Below are 17,173 nucleotides of genomic sequence, written 5' to 3'. Positions count from 1 at the left end.
TTCGGATTGATTCGATCGATGTGCCGGCAGGAGCGACCAACGCCTGCTGGTGGTAATGGAAAGCTGGAGCGGTAGTTCAGTTGGTTAGAATACCGGCCTGTCACGCCGGGGGTCGCGGGTTCGAGTCCCGTCCGCTCCGCCAGATACGTCAAGCCCGTTCGGCTGTTCGTTGAACGGGCTTTGTTGTAAATGAGCAGGTAGTAGTGTTGTCGCGGTGCAGGGGGGTATAGCTCAGCTGGGAGAGCGCTTGCATGGCATGCAAGAGGTCAGCGGTTCGATCCCGCTTACCTCCACCAACAACGCGGCAATGGAAGCAGTACGCAGTCCCCTTCGTCTAGAGGCCTAGGACATCACCCTTTCACGGTGAGTACAGGGGTTCGAATCCCCTAGGGGACGCCAAATACAGGCGTCGTTCGAGATTGATTCGATCGATGTGCCGGCAGGAGCGACCAACGCCTGCTGGTGGTAGTGAAAAGCTGGAGCGGTAGTTCAGTTGGTTAGAATACCGGCCTGTCACGCCGGGGGTCGCGGGTTCGAGTCCCGTCCGCTCCGCCAGAATGCAAAGCCCGTTCAGGATGTCCTGAACGGGCTTTTTGCTTTGATGCGCCACTCGGGCAAGCCGGCTCTGTCGCCGAATCTCGCGCGCCGCTGCAAATCGGGGCAATCCGGCATTGCATCGGCGGCGCGCTAGGTTATCGTGGCGGGGATCCGGGATATTTCACGATGCCATGTTCGATCCCATCGACGTCAGACTGCTGTTTCAGCTTCGCCCGGCCGAGCCGGCGGATTTCGAATTCGCCGAAATGCTCACGCACGCCAACATGGGCGATTACTACCGCCGCCACGGTTTGCAGTGGCGCGCCGATCTGTTCTATCTGAGCTGGTGCGAATCGGAGAACTTCATTCTGGAGCGCGACGGCGCACGCGTCGGCATGATGCGGCTGACCGAGGAGGGCGATTCGCTGCATATCCGCGACGTGCAGATCAGCGCGGGGCATCGCGGCTTCGGCGCGGGCAGCTATCTGCTCGACACGGCGCATCGCTGGGCGCAGGCGCGCGGGCTGCGCGAAACGCAATTGCGCGTGTTCGTGGACAACCCGGCCGCCAAACTCTATCTGCGCATGGGCTATCGGCTCGCGGGGCCACGGCTCGCGCAACTCGGTTCGATTCGCCACATGGTGCGGCGCGTGCATTGAGCGCGCGGCGAGGGCCACCCCAATGCCGTTGTGAGCGCGCTCAGGCCGTATCGTCGCGTGCAGCCAGTTCGGCCAGCGCAGCGGGATCTTCAGGATCGGGCGGCGGCGCGCCCGCGTCGCCGAGCATGAACGCACGCGGGCTTTTCCCGAATGCCCGCCGGAACATCGCCGAGAACGCGCTCTGGCTTTGATAGCCCAGCTCCTGCGCGACGTGCGACATCGGCCGCCCCTGGTTCAGCAGCGGGATCGCCCGTGCGAGCAGCGCCTGCTGCTGCCATTGCGTGAAACTCACCCCCAACTCCTGACGGAACAGCCGCGCGATGGTGCGCGTGCTCGCGCCCACGTGGGCGGCCCAGTAGTCGAGCGATTCGGCCTGCGCCGGATGCGCGAGCACGGCCTCGCATAGCGCGCGCAGCCGTTTTTCGGTCGGCATCGGCACGGCAAGCGGCAACGGCTCGCTGCGTGTCAGTTCGTCGAGGATCAGCGCGGTCAGCATCCGTTCACGCGCCTGCTGCAGGTCGCGCGCATCGAGCGCGACGATCAACTCGCGCAGCAGCCCCGACACTTCCACCACGCGGCAATCGGCGAGGCCGTCGGGAATCGCGGATTCGTCGATATAGAGCGTGCGCAGGAACGCGTCCTCGACCACCACGATCTCGTGCGCGACGTGCGGCGGCGTCCAGATTGCGCGCGACGGCGGGACCATCCAGGTGGTGCCGGCCGTCGTCACGCGCAGCACGCCGCGCGGTGCGTAGGCGAGCTGCGCCCAGGCGTGCGTGTGCTGCGGGATACGCGTGGCGGCCGGCATCGGCCGGGGCCGCACGCGCAACGGGTGCTCGGGCGTGGGCGCGAATTCGGGCGGGATGTCGATCGTGATCGAGGCGTCGGACGGGTTCATCGAATGCGGTCGGGCAACGAAGGCGGACCGCTATTGTAAGAGCGCCGCCATCCGATGCGCGTGGCCTTCAGGCGGCGAGGCCGGTCACGAAGGCGAGCAGGTCGTCCATGCCGGCGCCGGTGGCGGCCGGCGCGATGCCGAGTTCCTCGCCCGGCGCGCCGCTGCGATTGAGCCAGAACGTGGTGTAGCCGAACCAGCCCGCGCCGGCGGCATCCCAGCCGTTCGACGAGACGAACGCGATCTCGTGCGGCTCGGCGTCGAATGCGCGGGTGCCGAGCCGGTAGGCGGCCTCGGCCGGCTTGTAGGCGCGTACGGCTTCCACCGACAGCACGCGATCGAACAGGCCCGCCATACCGGCGCTTTTCACGGCGATGTCGAGCATGCGGGTGTCGCCGTTCGACAGGATTGCCAGCCGCGGCGCGCCGGGCAGCGCGCGCAGGCGGCGCAGCACGGGCACCGTGTCGGGATAGGTGGACAGGCAGGCGTATTCGTCCATCAGGCGCTTCTCGGCCGACGCGCCGAGCGCGAGGCCCAGCGAGCGCGCGGCATGGCGCAGCGCATCGAGCGTGATGTCCCAGAACGGACGGTAGCGCGCGCCGTCCGGCGCCGACAGCGTGCGCAACTGCGTGTACTCGATCTGCTTGCGCCGCCAGAGTTGCGAGAGCGCCTCGCCGCGCCCCGGGAACAATTGCTCGGCCGCCGCCACCACGGCGTGCACGTCGAACAGCGTGCCGTAGGCGTCGAACAGGATGGCTTTGGGGAAGGGGGCCGCGATGGACGACATGGCCGTGCGCTCCGGTGAGAGGTCGGAAGCCGATTCTATTCGTGATGCGAGCGGCTCAAAAGGCGGCTAACGATCACTTGATCTTTTACTTTTACCAACCTAGTCTGGCGGTCATCGCGGGCGCGACGTTCCGTGTTTCCTTTCCGCTTTCGCCTTTCCTCATGGACCGTTTCAAGCAGATCGAGACTTTCATTTCCGTTGCCGCGAAGGGCAGCCTGTCGGCCGCCGCCAACGCCGAGGGGGTCGCGCCGGCCATCATCGGCCGTCGGCTCGATGCGCTGGAGGAGCGGTTGGGCGTCAAGCTGCTGGTGCGCACGACGCGCAAGCTCACGCTGACGTTCGAGGGCTCGGCTTTTCTGGAGGATTGCCAGCGCATCGTGCACGACATGCAGAACGCGGAGGCCAGCGTGTCGGCCGGCGGCGTGAAGGCGAGCGGCCATCTGCGCGTGTCGGGGCCGGCCGGCTTCGGGCGCCGGCACGTTGCGCCGCTGATCCCGGCGTTTACGGGCGCGCACCCTGACGTGACGATCACGCTCGATCTGTCGGATCGGGTGGTCGATCTCGTCAACGAGGGCTTCGATTGCGCGGTGCGGCTCGGCGAGCTGCCCGATTCGTCGCTGGTGTCGCTGAAGCTCGGGGAAAACCGGCGCGTGTGCGTGGCCTCGCCCGGCTACCTGGCGCGGGCCGGCACGCCGGCCACGCTTGACGATCTGGCGCGTCATCACTGCCTGGCGCTGGCCGCCAATGCCAACCAGCAGCGCGGCTGGGTGTTCCAGCAGGACGAGCGGACCGTGTCGATCCGCGTGAACGGCACGATGGAATGCTCGGACGGCGCGGTGCTGCACGAATGGTGTCTGGCCGGGCAGGGGCTGGCATGGCGCTCGTGGTGGGAGGTCGGCGCGGATATCGCGGCAGGCCGGCTGGTCAGCGTGCTCGACGCGTTCGCCGCGCCGCCGATCGGCATCCACGCGGTGTTTCCGCAGCGCCGCCATTTGCCGCTGCGCGTGCGCCTGTTTCTCGATTTCCTCAAGCACACCTACGAACGGCCCGGATACTGGGGCTGACCGGCGAAGGCCGTGCGCTCGGCGTTTCCGATGTTGGAACGAACCCGTTGCCGTGGCGGCAGCGCCGGCCGGTCGACCTGTCATCGAGTGGGGGACGCCTGCCGATCGCCAGCGAGACGCCGCGCGTGCTCACGCATTCGAAGATGCCGGCGGTCGCATACCGATGAAGCGACGACCGCGCGCGGCAGATCACCACGGCGGTTGCGGCAAGCGTGGTCGCATGGCGGCGGTGGCGGCGTAAACGGAAAAACCGCGCGCCGAAGCCGGCGCGCGGGTCGTAACAACCTTGAAACTGGATTGGCCCGTGTCGGGCGTCTCCGCTGCCGGACGCGTGCATCGCGCGCCCGGCTTGTCCTGGCTTGTTGTTATCGCTCCCTGAAGCGGCGCATCGAGGATGCGCGTGACCCGTGCCAGCGGGTTCCTTGCCGGTCAGCCAGTCAGGCGACCTTCTTGCTGTCGAAGAACTGTTCGTCCTCGGTCGAGCCATGCAGCGCCGTGGTCGAAGCGTCGCGCTCGACCGTCTGCGTGACCGCGTCGAAGTAGCCGGTGCCCACTTCGCGTTGATGCTTGACCGCCGTGAAGCCCTTGTCGGCGGCCGCGAACTCGGCCTGCTGCAACTCGACGAACGCGCTCATCTGCGAACGGGCGTAGCCGTGCGCGAGGTTGAACATCGAGTAGTTCAGCGAGTGGAAGCCGGCCAGCGTGATGAACTGGAACTTGTAGCCCATCGCGCCGAGTTCCTTCTGGAACTTCGCGATCGTCGCGTCGTCGAGGTTCTTCTTCCAGTTGAACGACGGCGAGCAGTTGTACGACAGCATCTTGCCCGGGAACTGCTTGTGGATCGCCTCGGCGAACTTCTTCGCATACTCGAGATCCGGCTTGCCGGTTTCACACCACACCAGGTCGGCGTACGGCGCATAGGCGAGGCCGCGCGAGATGGCCTGCTCGATACCCGGCTTGGTGCGGTAGAAGCCTTCGACGGTGCGCTCGCCGGTCAGGAACGGCTTGTCGTTGTCGTCGACGTCGGACGTGATCAGGTCGGCCGCTTCGGCGTCGGTGCGGGCGATCAGCACGGTCGGCGTGCCCATCACGTCGGCGGCGAGGCGCGCGGCGGTCAGCTTCGCGACGTTCTCGCGGGTCGGCACCAGCACCTTGCCGCCCATGTGGCCGCACTTCTTGACCGAGGCCAGTTGATCCTCGAAGTGCACGCCCGAGGCGCCCGATTCGATCATCGCCTTCATCAGCTCGAACGCGTTGAGCACGCCGCCGAAGCCGGCTTCGGCATCGGCCACGATCGGTGCGAAGTAGTCGACATAGCCTTCGTCGCCCGGGTTCTTGCCTTCCGACCACTGGATCTGGTCGGCGCGCGTCAGCGTGTTGTTGATGCGCTTGACGACCAGCGGCACCGAGTTGGCCGGATACAGCGACTGATCCGGGTACATTTCGCCGGCCACGTTCGCGTCGCCCGCCACTTGCCAACCCGACAGATAGATCGCCTTGAGGCCGGCCTTCACCTGCTGCATGGCCTGGTTGCCGGTCAGCGCGCCGAGCGCGTTGACGAACGGCTCGTCGTTGACGAGGCTCCAGAGCTTTTCGGCGCCGCGCTTGGCCAGCGTGTGCTCGACTTCGATCGAACCGCGCAGGCGGATCACGTCTTCAGCCGTATAGGCGCGCTTGATGCCCTTCCAGCGCGGATCGGTTTCCCACTTCTGTTGCAGTTCCTTCGCCTGTTGTTGACGCGACATGATCGACTCCTTGAATGAGTGTGAATCGGGATGAGTATCGAATCCGGGGTCACGTCGGCGGGCGGGGTGGAGAACCGGGCGCTGCGTTTCGTGAACTCTTGTAGAAGAGTCTAGGGAAGCGGCGGGCGCGGTGATAGCGGCTTGGATGCGTCTCTCTAAATTATTTAATCGTTATGAATCAATTGCTTGTGTGATTCGTTTCACAATGGGGAATGCGGTTTTCCATCTCGCAATCGCGTCCTTGTGCCACGCAACATGATTTTTTACGAGGCAAAAAAATTTTTCGCATCGTGAAATTTCAGGCGCAGGCGAAAAAAAACCGGTGCCGAAGCACCGGTTGTTCATGCGCGAGCCGCGAGACGGGCGAGGCGAGGGCCGTTCAGGGCCGCTCGTTCACCCGTGCATTCGCTCAGGCCGTGCCGCGACGCGGGCCGCGCGGGCCGTCGCTGCGACGGTTGCCGCCACCGTAACCGCCTTCGCGATTGCCGCCGCCGAAGCCGCCTTCACGGTTGCCGCCGGCCGACTTGCCGCTCCAGCCGCCGCCATTGCCGCCACCGTTGCCGCTGCCATAGCTGCGACCGCCTTCGCGGTTGCCGCCACCGTAGCCGCCTTCACGGCTGCCGGCCGGCTTGCCGGCGCCGCTGCCGAAGCGGCGGCCACCATTGCCGTTGCCCGGACGGCCACGGCCGCCGCTCGGCGCGCCATTGCGCGGGGGTGCCTTGCGCGGCTCGAAGCCTTCGACGACGTTGACCGGCAGCGGCGAACGCACGAAGCGCTCGATGCGCTTGAGCGCGCCTTGCTCGGCGTGGTGCACCAGGCTCACCGCGGTGCCGGTGCGGCCGGCACGGCCGGTACGACCGATACGGTGAACGTAGTCTTCGGCGAACTTCGGCAGGTCGTAGTTGAACACGTGCGTGATGCCCGGAATGTCGATCCCGCGCGCGGCCACGTCGGTGGCGACCAGCACGCGCACACGGCGCTCGCGCAGTGCGCGGATCGTGCGGTTGCGTGCGCCTTGCGGCAGGTCGCCGTGCAGGGCGGCCGATTCGAAACCGGCGTCGGCCAGACGGCCGGCCAGGTTGTCGGCGTCGATCTTGGTGGCCGTGAAGATGATGGCCTGGTCGAGCGACTCGTGGCGCAGCAGGTGATCGAGCAGACGATCCTTGTGATCGCGGTCGTCGACGTAGTGGACGGTCTGGGCGATGTTGGTGCGCGCTTCGAGCTTCTGGACGATTTCGATGCGTTCCGGATCTTTCAGCAGGCGGCCCGTCAGCGAACCGATCTTGCCGTCGAGCGTGGCCGAGAACAGCATCGTCTGACGCGAGGCCGGCGTGGCCGCGACGATCGTTTCGATGTCGTCGATGAAGCCCATGTCGAGCATGCGGTCGGCTTCGTCGAGCACCAGGATCTTCAGATCCGACAGATCGATACGGCCGCGCTCGAGGTGGTCGAGCAGACGGCCCGGCGTCGCGACGAGGATTTCCGGGTTCTTGGCGAGCAGCATCAGCTGCTGGCCGTAGGCCACGCCGCCGAGAATGCTGACGGTGCGCAGGCGGCGCAGGTGCTTGCCGTAGTTCGCGGCGGCCGTGGTGACCTGCATCGCGAGTTCACGGGTGGGCGTGAGGACCAGCAGTTGCGGCTTTGCGACCGGCTGCGGGCGACGCTGGCGGCGGTCGGCCGATTGCGGCTCACGCGGCTGTTGTGCCTGCGTCTTCTGCACTTGGGCGAAGCGCTCGATGGCGGGCAGCATGAACGCGGCGGTCTTGCCCGAACCGGTCGGGCTGGACACCAGCAAGTCGCGGCCAGCGATGCCGGCGGGGATCGCACGCTCCTGAACCGGCGTCGGCTTCACATAGCCGGCGGCCTGCAGTGCGGAAACGATCTCCGGCGACAGCCCGAGCGATTCGAAGGTCGGGCCGTCGATCACCGGTTGCGCGGCTGCCTCGACGGGCGCCGGCGCGTCGGGGGTCGTCACGCCGAGTGCTTCGTCTGCAATCGCGGTGAGGGGGCTTTGGGGTTGGCTCGAAGTCATATCAATCCTTGAAACACGGTAGGTTAAACGTCGGCGCCAATCGTGCATGCCCAAGTCGACAAGTGCATCGAGCAAATCGGGAACGTGACGGACGTCCGCGTTCGGAGAACGCAGACTCACTCACGGGGGCGTCAAGAAGCTGTTTCGGGTGCGGCACACGGCGGAGCCCGGAAACCGGACATCGCCGAACACGCCGCCAGCCTGATACTTTGATGGCCGCAGGGGCCCAGAGAGGCAGGAGGGGACAGGTTCTAAACTGGATTGGAGCGAAACGTACGAGGCATCAGGCGGTGGGAGCACATGGCCGGCCAGTGCGTGATGCGGAGGCGAGTATAGCCGGATTTGCTGCGGCGCGCCACTGCTGGATGGCGTTTTTGTGAAATGCCGGCGCGTTGCACGCCGGTTCGACACGATTGCTTACGTTTGACGCCACTTATGTCGCACATCAGCGGCGTCGCACCGCGGCGGCTTACGAGGCCGTGCCGTTCTTCAGGTCTTCGACGAGCTGCACGTACTGCTGCTGGGCCTGCTCCTGCGCGGTGCCCTTGAGCGCGGCCCAGGCGTCGTACTTGTATTTGCCGACGATATCGGTGAAGCCCGGCTTGTCGCCGTGCACGTCGCCTTCGCTGCCTTGCTTGTAGAGCGCGTAGAGGCGCAGCAGCGTCATGTTGCCGGGGCGCTCGGTCAGTTGCTGGACGTCGTCCTGGGCTTGCTTGAACTGGGCGGTGATGTCGCTCATGCGGTGTCTCCGTGGGTTTTCAGGTCGGCAGATGGTAGCAAGCGGCGCCGCACGGCGGGTCGAGCGTTCCTTCCAAACCGGTGCGAGGCGCGTGTGCGGCCGGCTGTCCGGAAACGCCCGAACCGGCGGGGCGCCGCATTACAATGTCGGCCATGACGCAAACAGTGCTCCTCGCCATCGATACCTCGACCGAATTCTGCTCGGTCGCCCTGATCGCCGCGCCCGCCGACGCGAGCGCCTCTTCCGCCCCCCGCATCTGGTTCCGCCACGACGAAACGGGCGCCGTCTCCAGCACGCGCGTGCTGCCGGCCGTGCGCGAATTGCTCGACGAGGCCGGCTTCACGCTGGCCGATTGCGCCGCGATCGCGTTCGGCGCCGGGCCGGGTTCGTTCACGGGCCTGCGCACCGCCACCGGCGTGGCGCAGGGGCTCGCGTTCGGCCGCGATCTGCCGGTGGTGCCGGTCGGCACGCTGCTGGCCTGCGCCGAACACGCGCGGCTCAACGCGCTTGCTGCCCGCCAAGCGCCCCCCGTGCGCGTGCTGGCCGCGCTCGACGCGCGCATGGACGAAGCCTACTGGGCCGACTACGCCTGGGACGATGCCGCCGGCGACTGGCGCACGCTGCAGCCGGCCTCGCTCGACGCGCCCGATGCGCTCGTCATGCCCGACGCGCCGTTCACGCTGGCCGGCAACGCCGCCGCGGCGTTCGGCGAGCGGCTGTCGGCCGCCGCGCGCGCGGCGCGGGTGGATGGCGCGGCGTTGCCGCACGCCGTGCCGGTCGCGCAGGTCGCGCTGCGCGCGTTCCGCGCCGGCCGCGCGGTGCCGGCCGATCAGGCCGCGCCGGAGTACGTGCGCAACAAGGTCGCCCAAACCACGGCCGAACGGCTCGCCGCGCGCGCGGCGCAGGAGGCGAAGCGATGAGCGGCGTGCTGATGACCGATCGTTATCTCGCGCCGATGACCGATGCCGATCTCGACGAGGTGGTCGTGATCGAGCAGGCGGCCTACGAATTCCCGTGGTCGCGCGGCAATTTCGAGGATTCGCTGCGCAACGGCTATTTCGGCGTCTGCATGCGGCACGTGACCGGCACGCTGATCGGCTATTGCGTGCTGATGCCGGTAGTCGACGAGATGCATCTGCTCAATCTGTGCGTGGCGCCCGCCGCGCAGCATGGCGGCTGCGGGCTGGCGCTGCTGCGCGACGCGGTGCGGATCGCGCGCGCCGAGCGGCTCGACAGCGTGCTGCTCGAAGTGCGACCCAGCAACCCGCGAGCGATCCGGCTCTACGAACGCTTCGGCTTCGAGACGATCGGCCGCCGCAAGAACTATTACCCGGCCCGGCACCGCACGCGCGAGGATGCGATCGTGATGCGGCTGTCATTTGGCTCGCAAGGAGGCGCGCATGACCTGGCTTGATTCGGCGCTCGACGAAATGGGCCTCGGGCCGCGCTGGGTGCGTCGCGTGGAAGGGGCGGAAAACGGCGGCGACACGGCGGTTGCCGCGGATGCGGCGGTGGTTGCCGACGCGCGCACCGCCGCAGTGCAGCCAGCCTCGCGCGAAGCCACGCCACGCCGGGAGCCGCTGCCGGCCGCGCGCGATGGCGATGTCCCGCAGGGCGACAGGGCGCAAGCGCCGCAGGATCGCGCACCGCTGCCCGCCACGTCGCGCCGCGATGCCGAACCTGCACCGCGCCAGGCCGAACCGGAACCACGCCGCGCCCAGCCTGCCATGCCCGAAGCAGGGGCCGATCCCGCACCCGACGATTCCGCCTGGTTCGATCTCGCCCCCGCCACCGATCTGCCGCCGCATGGCTTCGAACCGGCCGAACCGGCCCGTCCGTCCGCCGCGCGTGCATCGGTCGCCGATCTCGGCTGGGACGAACTCGAATCGCGCGTATCGGCCTGCGAGAGCTGCCGTCTCTGCGAGAAGCGCACGCAGACGGTGTTCGGCGTGGGCGATCGCGAGGCCGACTGGATGCTGATCGGCGAAGCGCCCGGCGAGAACGAGGACAAGCAGGGCGAGCCGTTCGTCGGCCAGGCCGGCAAGCTGCTCGACAGCATGCTGCACGCGGTGTCGCTCAAGCGTGGCGAGAACGTCTATATCGCCAACGTGATCAAGTGCCGGCCGCCCGGCAACCGCAATCCCGAGCCGGACGAAGTGGCGCGCTGCGAGCCGTATCTGCAACGGCAGGTGGCGCTGGTCAAGCCGAAGCTGATCGTCGCGCTGGGCCGCTTCGCCGCGCAAACCCTGTTGAAATCCGACGCCAGCATCGCCTCGATGCGCGGGCGCGTGCATCAGTACGAAGGCGTGCCGGTGATCGTGTCCTACCATCCGGCCTACCTGCTGCGCAGCCTGCCGGACAAGGCCAAATCCTGGGCCGACTTGTGCCTCGCGCGCGATACCTATCGCGACGCGGGCCAGGCCGGCAGCGCCGCGCAAGACGGCCAGCCGGGCGACGCATGACGGAGGCCGCGCGGTCCGCACCGTGGGTGGGGCTGCGCGATGTGGCGGTGCGCGATCTCGCGTGGCTGCTGGCCAGCGCCGACCTGCTGGCGGACTCGGCCGCCGCGCCGCTGGCCCGGCCGTGGCAGGGCGATGCCGAGGCCGCGCGCGTGCTGGCGTGGCTTGCCGCGCTCGATGCCGAGCCGGCGCCGCTGCGGCAGGCCGTCGAAGCCGCGCAGCCGACCCGCCTCGGCCGTTACGCCGAAACGCTGCTGGCGTTCTTCGCCGCGCATGGCCCCGCCTGGACGCTGGTGGCCGCGAACCTGCCGGTGCGCGTCAGCGGCCGCACGCTCGGCGAATGCGATTTCCTGCTGGTCGCGCCCGACGGCGAACGGCTGCATTGGGAGCTGGCGGTGAAGTGCTATCTGTGTGCCGCCACGGTGGGCGAGGCCGCGTTGCGCGACTATGTCGGCCCGAATCTGGCGGACCGTTTCGATCTCAAGTTCCGGCGTCTCGTCGAGCATCAATTGCCGCTCAGCGCGCGCGAGGAGTTCGCGTTCGCGGGGCAGCCCGGGCCGTGGGCTGCGCGCATGTTCGTCAAGGGCTGGCTGTTTTATCGCGATGACGGCGTCGCGCTCGACGGCAGCGCACCGGCGTCGCCGGCCGAACTCGACGTGGCGCACCCGCGCGGCTTCTGGGCCACGCGCGGCGATTGGCCGGCGCTGGCGGCGCGCGAACCGGTGGCGACGCGCTGGGTGGTGTTGCCGCGTCTCGCGTGGCTCGCGCCACGGCGCCTCGAAGCCGGTGATCCGCTGGCTCCGGTCGAGGCGTCGGCGCTGTTCGACGCCGTGGCGGCGCGCGCCGCGCCGTCGCTCGTTGCGGCGCTGGTGCCGGGCGAACGCGGTGTCTGGCACGAGACGCGTCGCGGCTTCATCGTCGACGACGACTGGCCGCAACGCGCCGGCGCATTCGCGCAGGTCGCGCGCTGAGGTTCCGGCCGGGCGCCCGCTCGCTTACCGGCTTGCCCGCTTACCACCAACGATGGAAATGATGAACCGGCCCGACGCCGTGGCCCACGCTCAGTTGCGTGCTCGCGGCGATCGCGCCGGCCAGATAGTGCTTGGCGTCGACCACCGCGCCGATCAGATCGTCGCGTTGCGGGCGCAGCGCCGCGATCGCGGCCGACAGCGTGCAGCCGGTGCCGTGCGTATGCGCGACCGGAATCCGCGCCCCGTCGATGCGTTGCTCGTCGCCGGCGCGAATCAGCCAGTCGGGGCTGCGGGCCGCGTCGGGCAGGTGGCCGCCCTTCATCAGCACGGCCTTCGCGCCGCGTGCGACGAGCGCGCGGCCTTGCTCGATCATCTGCGCTTCGTCGGTGGCTTCCGCGCAGCCGAGCAGCGCGGCGGCTTCGGGCAGGTTCGGCGTGGCCAGGTCGGCGAGCGGCAGCAGCGTGTCGCGCAGCGCGGCCACGGCTTCTGGCGCGAGCAGCGCATGGCGGCTTTTCGAGATCATCACGGTATCGAGCACGACGAACGGCGGCGCATGGCGTTGCAACGCCTGGGCCACCGCGCGGACGATATCGGCATTGGCCAGCATGCCGATCTTGACGGTGTCGATGCGGATGTCGTCGAACACGGCGTCGAGCTGGGCCGTCACGAAACCGGCGTCGGGCGCATGCACGGCGGTGACGCCGCGCGTGTTCTGCGCGGTCAGCGCGGTGATGACGCTCGCGCCGTAGGCGCCGAGTGCGGAAAAGGCCTTGAGATCGGCCTGGATGCCTGCCCCGCCGCCGGAATCGGAGCCGGCGATGGTCAGGGCGTTCGGGATGGGCGAGCGGGTCATCGCTGGGGTGCCGGCCGGGCAGGCCGGCTGCAGGAAGCAGGATCGGACGGCGCGGCGAGCGGCGCCGCGCCGGGTGAACAGCGGTGGCTCAGTGGCGTGGTTCGCCGATCAGCGCGACCGAATCGAATTGCCGCTGATTGGCGATATGGCGACGCATCACGAGCCACATGGTCAGGCACACGAAGGTGCCGAACAGCACGATCACGACGCCGACCGGCACATCGAGCCAGACCAGCATTGCATAGAGGCACAGCATCACGAGCACCGACAGGTTCTCGTTGAAGTTCTGCACCGCGATCGAATGGCCGGCCGACAGCAACACGTGGCCGCGATGCTGCAGCAGCGCGTTCATCGGCACCACGAAGAAGCCGGACAACGCGCCCACTATCATCAGGAACAGGTAGGCGATCATCAGATAGCCGGGAATCCGGATGCTGCCGAAATGCAGCACCCAGTGATGCGGCAGCAGATCGCGCGTGTAGAACGCCATCATCATGACGGCCAGGCCCATCACGATGCCGACCGGCAGCACCTTCAGCGATTTCTTGAGCGGGATCTTGCTGGCGGCCGCCATGGCGCCCCCGGCCACGCCGAGCGCCACCACGGCCTGCAGGATCGCGCCTTCGGACAGCGACATGCCGAGCGACACCTCGGCCCACTTCAGCACGATGAATTGCAGCGTGGCACCGGCGCCCCAGAACAGGGTGGTGACGGCCAGCGAGATCTGGCCGAGCTTGTCGTGCCAGAGCACGTTGAAGCATTCGGCGAAATCGGTCACCAGGCGGATCACGCTTTGCTGCTGTTTCGGATAGCGCGCGCCGGTATCGGGAATGCGCAGATTGAACAGCGCGGCCACCACGTAGATCGCCATGATCACGAGCATCGCGGCTTCGGCCGGCGTATTGACCGCGGCCGGCGTGTAGGCGATCACGTGCGCGGCGATATGCGGGTTGATCAGCGCGCCGCCGAGCACCGTGCCGAGAATGATCGAACCGACCGTGGTGCCCTCGATCCAGCCATTGGCCGCAACCAGCCGGTCAGGCGGCAGCAGTTCGGTCAGGATGCCGTATTTGGCGGGCGAATAGGCGGCCGCGCCGAAGCCGACGATGCCATAGGCGATCAACGGATGTGCGCCGACCAGCATGATCAGGCAACCGACCACCTTGATCGAATTCGTGATGAACATCACGCGGCCCTTCGGCCGTGAGTCGGCGAACGCGCCGACGAAGGCGGCCAGAACCACGTACGACAGGACGAAAAACAGCTTGAGCAGCGGAATCATCCAGTTCGGCGCATGCAGATCTTTCAGCAGGGCGATGGCGGCGATGAGAAGCGCACTGTCGGCCAGCGACGAGAAAAACTGCGCGGCCATGATGGAGTAAAAACCTTTTTTCATCTGAAGCGATGCTTTCCTCGCTGCGGCTCGGCCGCAGGGGCCGTGCATTCGGACTATCCCGTGCAAAATAGGTTGTGCGCACGGCTTTATATCACGAAAATACGTCAAATCCGACTAGCAAGAATCCCCGATCGCTCCGGGTTCGTCACGGCACGGCACCCACAAGGTGCGGTAAGCTGCTGATTCGCCTGCGTGTTTATGAAATTTCCCTATGCCGCGCCCGATTTCCGCCACGATTCACACTGCTGCACTCGTTAACAATCTCGCGGCAGCTCGCCGCTTCGCCCCTCGCTCGAAGGTGTGGGCCGTCGTCAAGGCCAATGCCTACGGGCATGGGCTCGCGCGAGCGTTCCCGGGCCTGCGCGGCACCGACGGGTTCGGCCTGCTCGACCTCGAAGAGGCGGTGCGGCTGCGCGAACTGGGCTGGGCGGGGCCGGTCCTGCTGCTCGAGGGCTTCTTCCGCTCCACCGACGTGGACGTGATCGACCGTTACAGCCTGACCACCACGGTCCATAACGACGATCAACTGCGGATGCTCGAAACGGCGCGGCTGTCCAAGCCCGTCAATATCCAGTTGAAGATGAACAGCGGCATGAACCGGCTCGGCTACGGCGCGGAGAAATACCGTGCCGCCTGGGAGCGGGCGCGCACCTGCCCCGGTATCGGCCAGATCACCCTGATGACCCATTTCGCGGACGCCGACGGCGAGCGCGGCGTGGCCGACCAGATGGCCGCCTTCTCGCGCGGCGCGGAAGGCATCGCCGGGGCACGCAGCCTGGCCAATTCGGCCGCCGTGATGTGGCATCCCGACACGCATTTCGACTGGGTCCGGCCCGGCATCCTGCTCTACGGCGCCTCGCCCTCGGGCCGCGCGGCCGATATCGCCGGCGCGGGCCTGCAACCGGCCATGACGCTCACCTCGCAACTGATCGCGGTGCAGAACATCGCGAAGGGGCAGGCAGTGGGCTACGGCGGCGCGTTCGTCGCGCCCGCGCCGATGCGGATCGGCGTGGTGGCCTGCGGCTATGCGGACGGCTATCCGCGCATCGCGCCCGAAGGCACGCCGATCGTGGTGGACGGCGTGCGCACCCGGATCGTCGGCCGCGTCTCGATGGACATGATCACGGTCGATCTGACACCGGTGCCCGGCGCCGGCATCGGTGCGCGCGTCGAGCTGTGGGGCGAGGCGCTGCCGATCGACGACGTCGCCGCGCACTGTTCCACGGTCGGCTACGAGCTGATGTGCGCCGTCGCACCGCGCGTGCCCGTGCGTGCGGAATAAGGGCGCATCCGTGGCGAAACAGAAAACCGTCTATACCTGCACCGAATGCGGCGGACAGTCGCCGAAGTGGGCCGGCCAGTGCCCGTCCTGCCATGCCTGGAACACGCTGGTCGAATCGGCGTCCGAGGCGCCTTCCACGCATCGTTTTCAGGCGCTCGCCAAGAGCGCGCCGGTGCAGCGGCTGGCCGACATCGACGCAGCCGACGTGCCGCGTTTCTCGACCGGCATCGGCGAGTTCGATCGCGTGCTGGGCGGCGGCCTGGTGGCCGGCGGCGTGGTGCTGATCGGCGGCGACCCGGGCATCGGCAAATCCACGCTGCTGCTGCAATCGCTGGCGCAACTGGCCAGCCAACGCCGCGCGCTCTATATCAGCGGCGAGGAATCGGCGGCCCAGATCGCGCTGCGCGCGCAGCGGCTGGCACTGCTCGATCACGGCGGCGATGCGGCCGACCTCAAGCTGCTTGCCGAAATCCAGCTCGAAAAGATCCAGGCGACGATCGCCGCCGAGCGGCCCGACGTGGCCGTGATCGATTCGATCCAGACCGTCTATTCGGAAGCGCTGACCTCCGCGCCCGGCTCGGTCGCGCAGGTGCGCGAATGCGCGGCGCAGCTCACGCGCATCGCCAAGCAATCGGGCACCGCGATCATCATGGTCGGCCACGTCACGAAGGAAGGGGCGCTGGCCGGGCCGCGCGTGCTCGAACACATCGTCGACACCGTGCTGTATTTCGAGGGCGACACCCATTCGTCCTACCGGCTGGTGCGCGCGATCAAGAATCGCTTCGGCGCGGTCAACGAACTGGGCGTGTTCGCGATGACCGAGCGCGGCCTGCGCGGCGTGTCGAATCCGTCGGCGCTGTTCCTGTCGCAGCATGAAGAGGTGGTGCCCGGCTCCTGCGTGATGGTGACGCAGGAAGGTTCGAGGCCGCTGCTGGTCGAGGTGCAGGCGCTGGTCGACACGGCCAACGTGCCGAACCCGCGCCGGCTCGCGGTCGGCCTCGAACAGAACCGGCTCGCCATGCTGCTCGCCGTGCTGCACCGTCATGCGGGCATCGCCTGCTTCGATCAGGACGTGTTCCTGAACGCTGTTGGGGGTGTCAAGATTACCGAGCCGGCGGCCGACCTCGCGGTGCTGCTGGCGATCCACTCGTCGATGCGTAACAAAGCGTTGCCGAAGGGGCTGGTCGTGTTCGGGGAAGTGGGCCTGGCCGGCGAGATCCGGCCGTCGCCGCGCGGCCAGGACCGGCTGCGCGAGGCCGCCAAGCTGGGCTTCACCACCGCCCTGATTCCCAAGGCCAATGCGCCCAAGCAGCCGATCGAGGGGCTCACCGTGATTGCGGTCGAGCGCATCGAGCAGGCCATCGATCGCGTGCGCGGCCTCGAATGAGGGCCATCGCAGCCCTGCTGCACGCGTAACTCCATGTAACGTTTCCGGGCCGGGCTGTAACTCGTCTCGCGGTGGTTTTCCCCTATGCTTGGCCGCAATGCGTCCCGCAGGTGTGAATGGAAGATCCCGCCTTGAAACAGCTCCAGCAAATCATCGATCAGCGCCTCTACAATCTGCGTGGCTGCCGTGTTTCGGAGCCAATCCGGCCGCCGTTCGGCGGTGGCTGCCGGATCATCGAGTGGGTCGATGACGAGGGGCGGATCGCGCGGCGCGTGGTGGCTGAGCATGTGACCGAAGCCGAAGTGGTGGAGACCATCCGCCGCCCGCTCGACGGGCGCCGCTACCTGATGCACGACGACGAGCAGAT

At 67.6% G+C, this 17,173-nt stretch carries 16 protein-coding genes and 4 tRNA genes; 13 read left to right on the top strand and 7 right to left on the bottom strand.

Annotated features, from left to right (window positions below; translation table 11 throughout):
• The first annotated feature begins 65 nt into the window (after positions 1-65).
• The 5 genes from ACYP33_RS15920 to ACYP33_RS15900 all read left to right on the top strand — a co-directional run bounded on the left by ACYP33_RS15920 (position 66) and on the right by ACYP33_RS15900 (position 1,196).
• Positions 66-142: transfer RNA gene (locus ACYP33_RS15920), tRNA-Asp, on the top strand.
• Between the two features lie 78 nt (positions 143-220).
• Positions 221-296: transfer RNA gene (locus ACYP33_RS15915), tRNA-Ala, on the top strand.
• 27 nt (positions 297-323) lie between these two features.
• Positions 324-399, top strand: a tRNA-Glu gene (locus ACYP33_RS15910).
• A gap of 79 nt (positions 400-478) precedes the next feature.
• Positions 479-555 (top strand) — tRNA-Asp (locus ACYP33_RS15905).
• A 173-nt stretch (positions 556-728) separates the two neighbouring features.
• The gene (locus ACYP33_RS15900) at positions 729-1,196 is read left to right on the top strand and encodes a GNAT family N-acetyltransferase (protein WP_414451648.1); all 468 of its coding nucleotides are present in this window, start codon (positions 729-731) and stop codon (positions 1,194-1,196) included.
• 40 nt (positions 1,197-1,236) lie between these two features.
• On the opposite strand, the gene ACYP33_RS15895 is transcribed toward ACYP33_RS15900, so the two are convergent.
• Together ACYP33_RS15895 and ACYP33_RS15890 are read right to left on the bottom strand one after the other, a co-directional pair.
• Positions 1,237-2,094, bottom strand: coding sequence for an AraC family transcriptional regulator (locus tag ACYP33_RS15895; RefSeq protein WP_414451649.1), 858 nt, complete (start codon positions 2,092-2,094; stop codon positions 1,237-1,239).
• 67 nt (positions 2,095-2,161) lie between these two features.
• Positions 2,162-2,878, bottom strand: coding sequence for a haloacid dehalogenase type II (locus ACYP33_RS15890; RefSeq protein ID WP_459622776.1), 717 nt, complete (start codon positions 2,876-2,878; stop codon positions 2,162-2,164).
• Positions 2,879-3,039: 161 nt separating this feature from the next.
• Here ACYP33_RS15890 and ACYP33_RS15885 point away from each other — a divergent pair, with 161 nt between their 5' ends.
• A complete protein-coding gene (locus ACYP33_RS15885; protein ID WP_414442218.1) occupies positions 3,040-3,942 on the top strand; it encodes a LysR family transcriptional regulator in 903 nt (300 codons plus the stop codon).
• A 437-nt stretch (positions 3,943-4,379) separates the two neighbouring features.
• On the opposite strand, the gene aceA is transcribed toward ACYP33_RS15885, so the two are convergent.
• The 3 genes from aceA to ACYP33_RS15870 all read right to left on the bottom strand — a co-directional run bounded on the left by aceA (position 4,380) and on the right by ACYP33_RS15870 (position 8,458).
• The gene (aceA, locus tag ACYP33_RS15880) at positions 4,380-5,687 is read right to left on the bottom strand and encodes an isocitrate lyase (protein WP_414442217.1); all 1,308 of its coding nucleotides are present in this window, start codon (positions 5,685-5,687) and stop codon (positions 4,380-4,382) included.
• Between the two features lie 409 nt (positions 5,688-6,096).
• On the bottom strand, positions 6,097-7,719 hold the full coding sequence (locus ACYP33_RS15875; protein ID WP_414451651.1) for a DEAD/DEAH box helicase: 1,623 nt from the start codon (positions 7,717-7,719) through the stop codon (positions 6,097-6,099).
• Positions 7,720-8,188: 469 nt separating this feature from the next.
• On the bottom strand, positions 8,189-8,458 hold the full coding sequence (locus ACYP33_RS15870; RefSeq protein ID WP_414442215.1) for an acyl-CoA-binding protein: 270 nt from the start codon (positions 8,456-8,458) through the stop codon (positions 8,189-8,191).
• Between the two features lie 143 nt (positions 8,459-8,601).
• Here ACYP33_RS15870 and tsaB point away from each other — a divergent pair, with 143 nt between their 5' ends.
• From tsaB to ACYP33_RS15850, 4 genes are read left to right on the top strand one after another with little or no spacing between them, the layout of a single operon-like run.
• Complete coding sequence (gene tsaB / locus ACYP33_RS15865; protein WP_459622775.1) at positions 8,602-9,378, top strand: tRNA (adenosine(37)-N6)-threonylcarbamoyltransferase complex dimerization subunit type 1 TsaB; 777 nt, start codon at positions 8,602-8,604, stop codon at positions 9,376-9,378.
• On the top strand, positions 9,375-9,872 hold the full coding sequence (rimI, locus tag ACYP33_RS15860; protein ID WP_414442213.1) for a ribosomal protein S18-alanine N-acetyltransferase: 498 nt from the start codon (positions 9,375-9,377) through the stop codon (positions 9,870-9,872). Before tsaB ends, rimI begins: the two co-directional genes overlap by 4 nt.
• On the top strand, positions 9,859-10,920 hold the full coding sequence (locus tag ACYP33_RS15855) for a uracil-DNA glycosylase (protein ID WP_459622774.1): 1,062 nt from the start codon (positions 9,859-9,861) through the stop codon (positions 10,918-10,920). Before rimI ends, ACYP33_RS15855 begins: the two co-directional genes overlap by 14 nt.
• Positions 10,917-11,888: a DUF1853 family protein gene (locus tag ACYP33_RS15850; RefSeq protein ID WP_459622773.1), complete on the top strand. Its 972-nt coding sequence runs from the start codon at positions 10,917-10,919 to the stop codon at positions 11,886-11,888. The genes ACYP33_RS15855 and ACYP33_RS15850 overlap by 4 nt, the downstream gene beginning before the upstream one ends.
• A 40-nt stretch (positions 11,889-11,928) precedes the next feature.
• Here the strand turns inward: ACYP33_RS15850 and thiD are convergent, their stop codons facing one another.
• Together thiD and lplT are read right to left on the bottom strand one after the other, a co-directional pair.
• A complete protein-coding gene (gene thiD, locus ACYP33_RS15845) occupies positions 11,929-12,741 on the bottom strand; it encodes a bifunctional hydroxymethylpyrimidine kinase/phosphomethylpyrimidine kinase (RefSeq protein ID WP_459622772.1) in 813 nt (270 codons plus the stop codon).
• Between the two features lie 88 nt (positions 12,742-12,829).
• Positions 12,830-14,137, bottom strand: coding sequence for a lysophospholipid transporter LplT (lplT, locus tag ACYP33_RS15840; RefSeq protein WP_414442209.1), 1,308 nt, complete (start codon positions 14,135-14,137; stop codon positions 12,830-12,832).
• 211 nt (positions 14,138-14,348) lie between these two features.
• Between lplT and alr the strand changes: the two genes are divergently transcribed.
• The 3 genes from alr to ACYP33_RS15825 all read left to right on the top strand — a co-directional run.
• Entirely contained in the window at positions 14,349-15,419 is a 1,071-nt protein-coding gene (gene alr / locus ACYP33_RS15835; RefSeq protein ID WP_414442208.1) for an alanine racemase, read from the top strand.
• Positions 15,420-15,429: 10 nt separating this feature from the next.
• Complete coding sequence (gene radA, locus ACYP33_RS15830; protein WP_414442207.1) at positions 15,430-16,806, top strand: DNA repair protein RadA; 1,377 nt, start codon at positions 15,430-15,432, stop codon at positions 16,804-16,806.
• A 116-nt stretch (positions 16,807-16,922) separates the two neighbouring features.
• A partial coding sequence (locus ACYP33_RS15825) for a DUF2866 domain-containing protein (protein WP_459622771.1) occupies positions 16,923-17,173 on the top strand: 251 nt, incomplete at its 3' end.

This window comes from Burkholderia sp. 3C, assembly GCF_054589155.1.
This window is presented reverse-complemented; position numbering and strand designations above follow the sequence as displayed.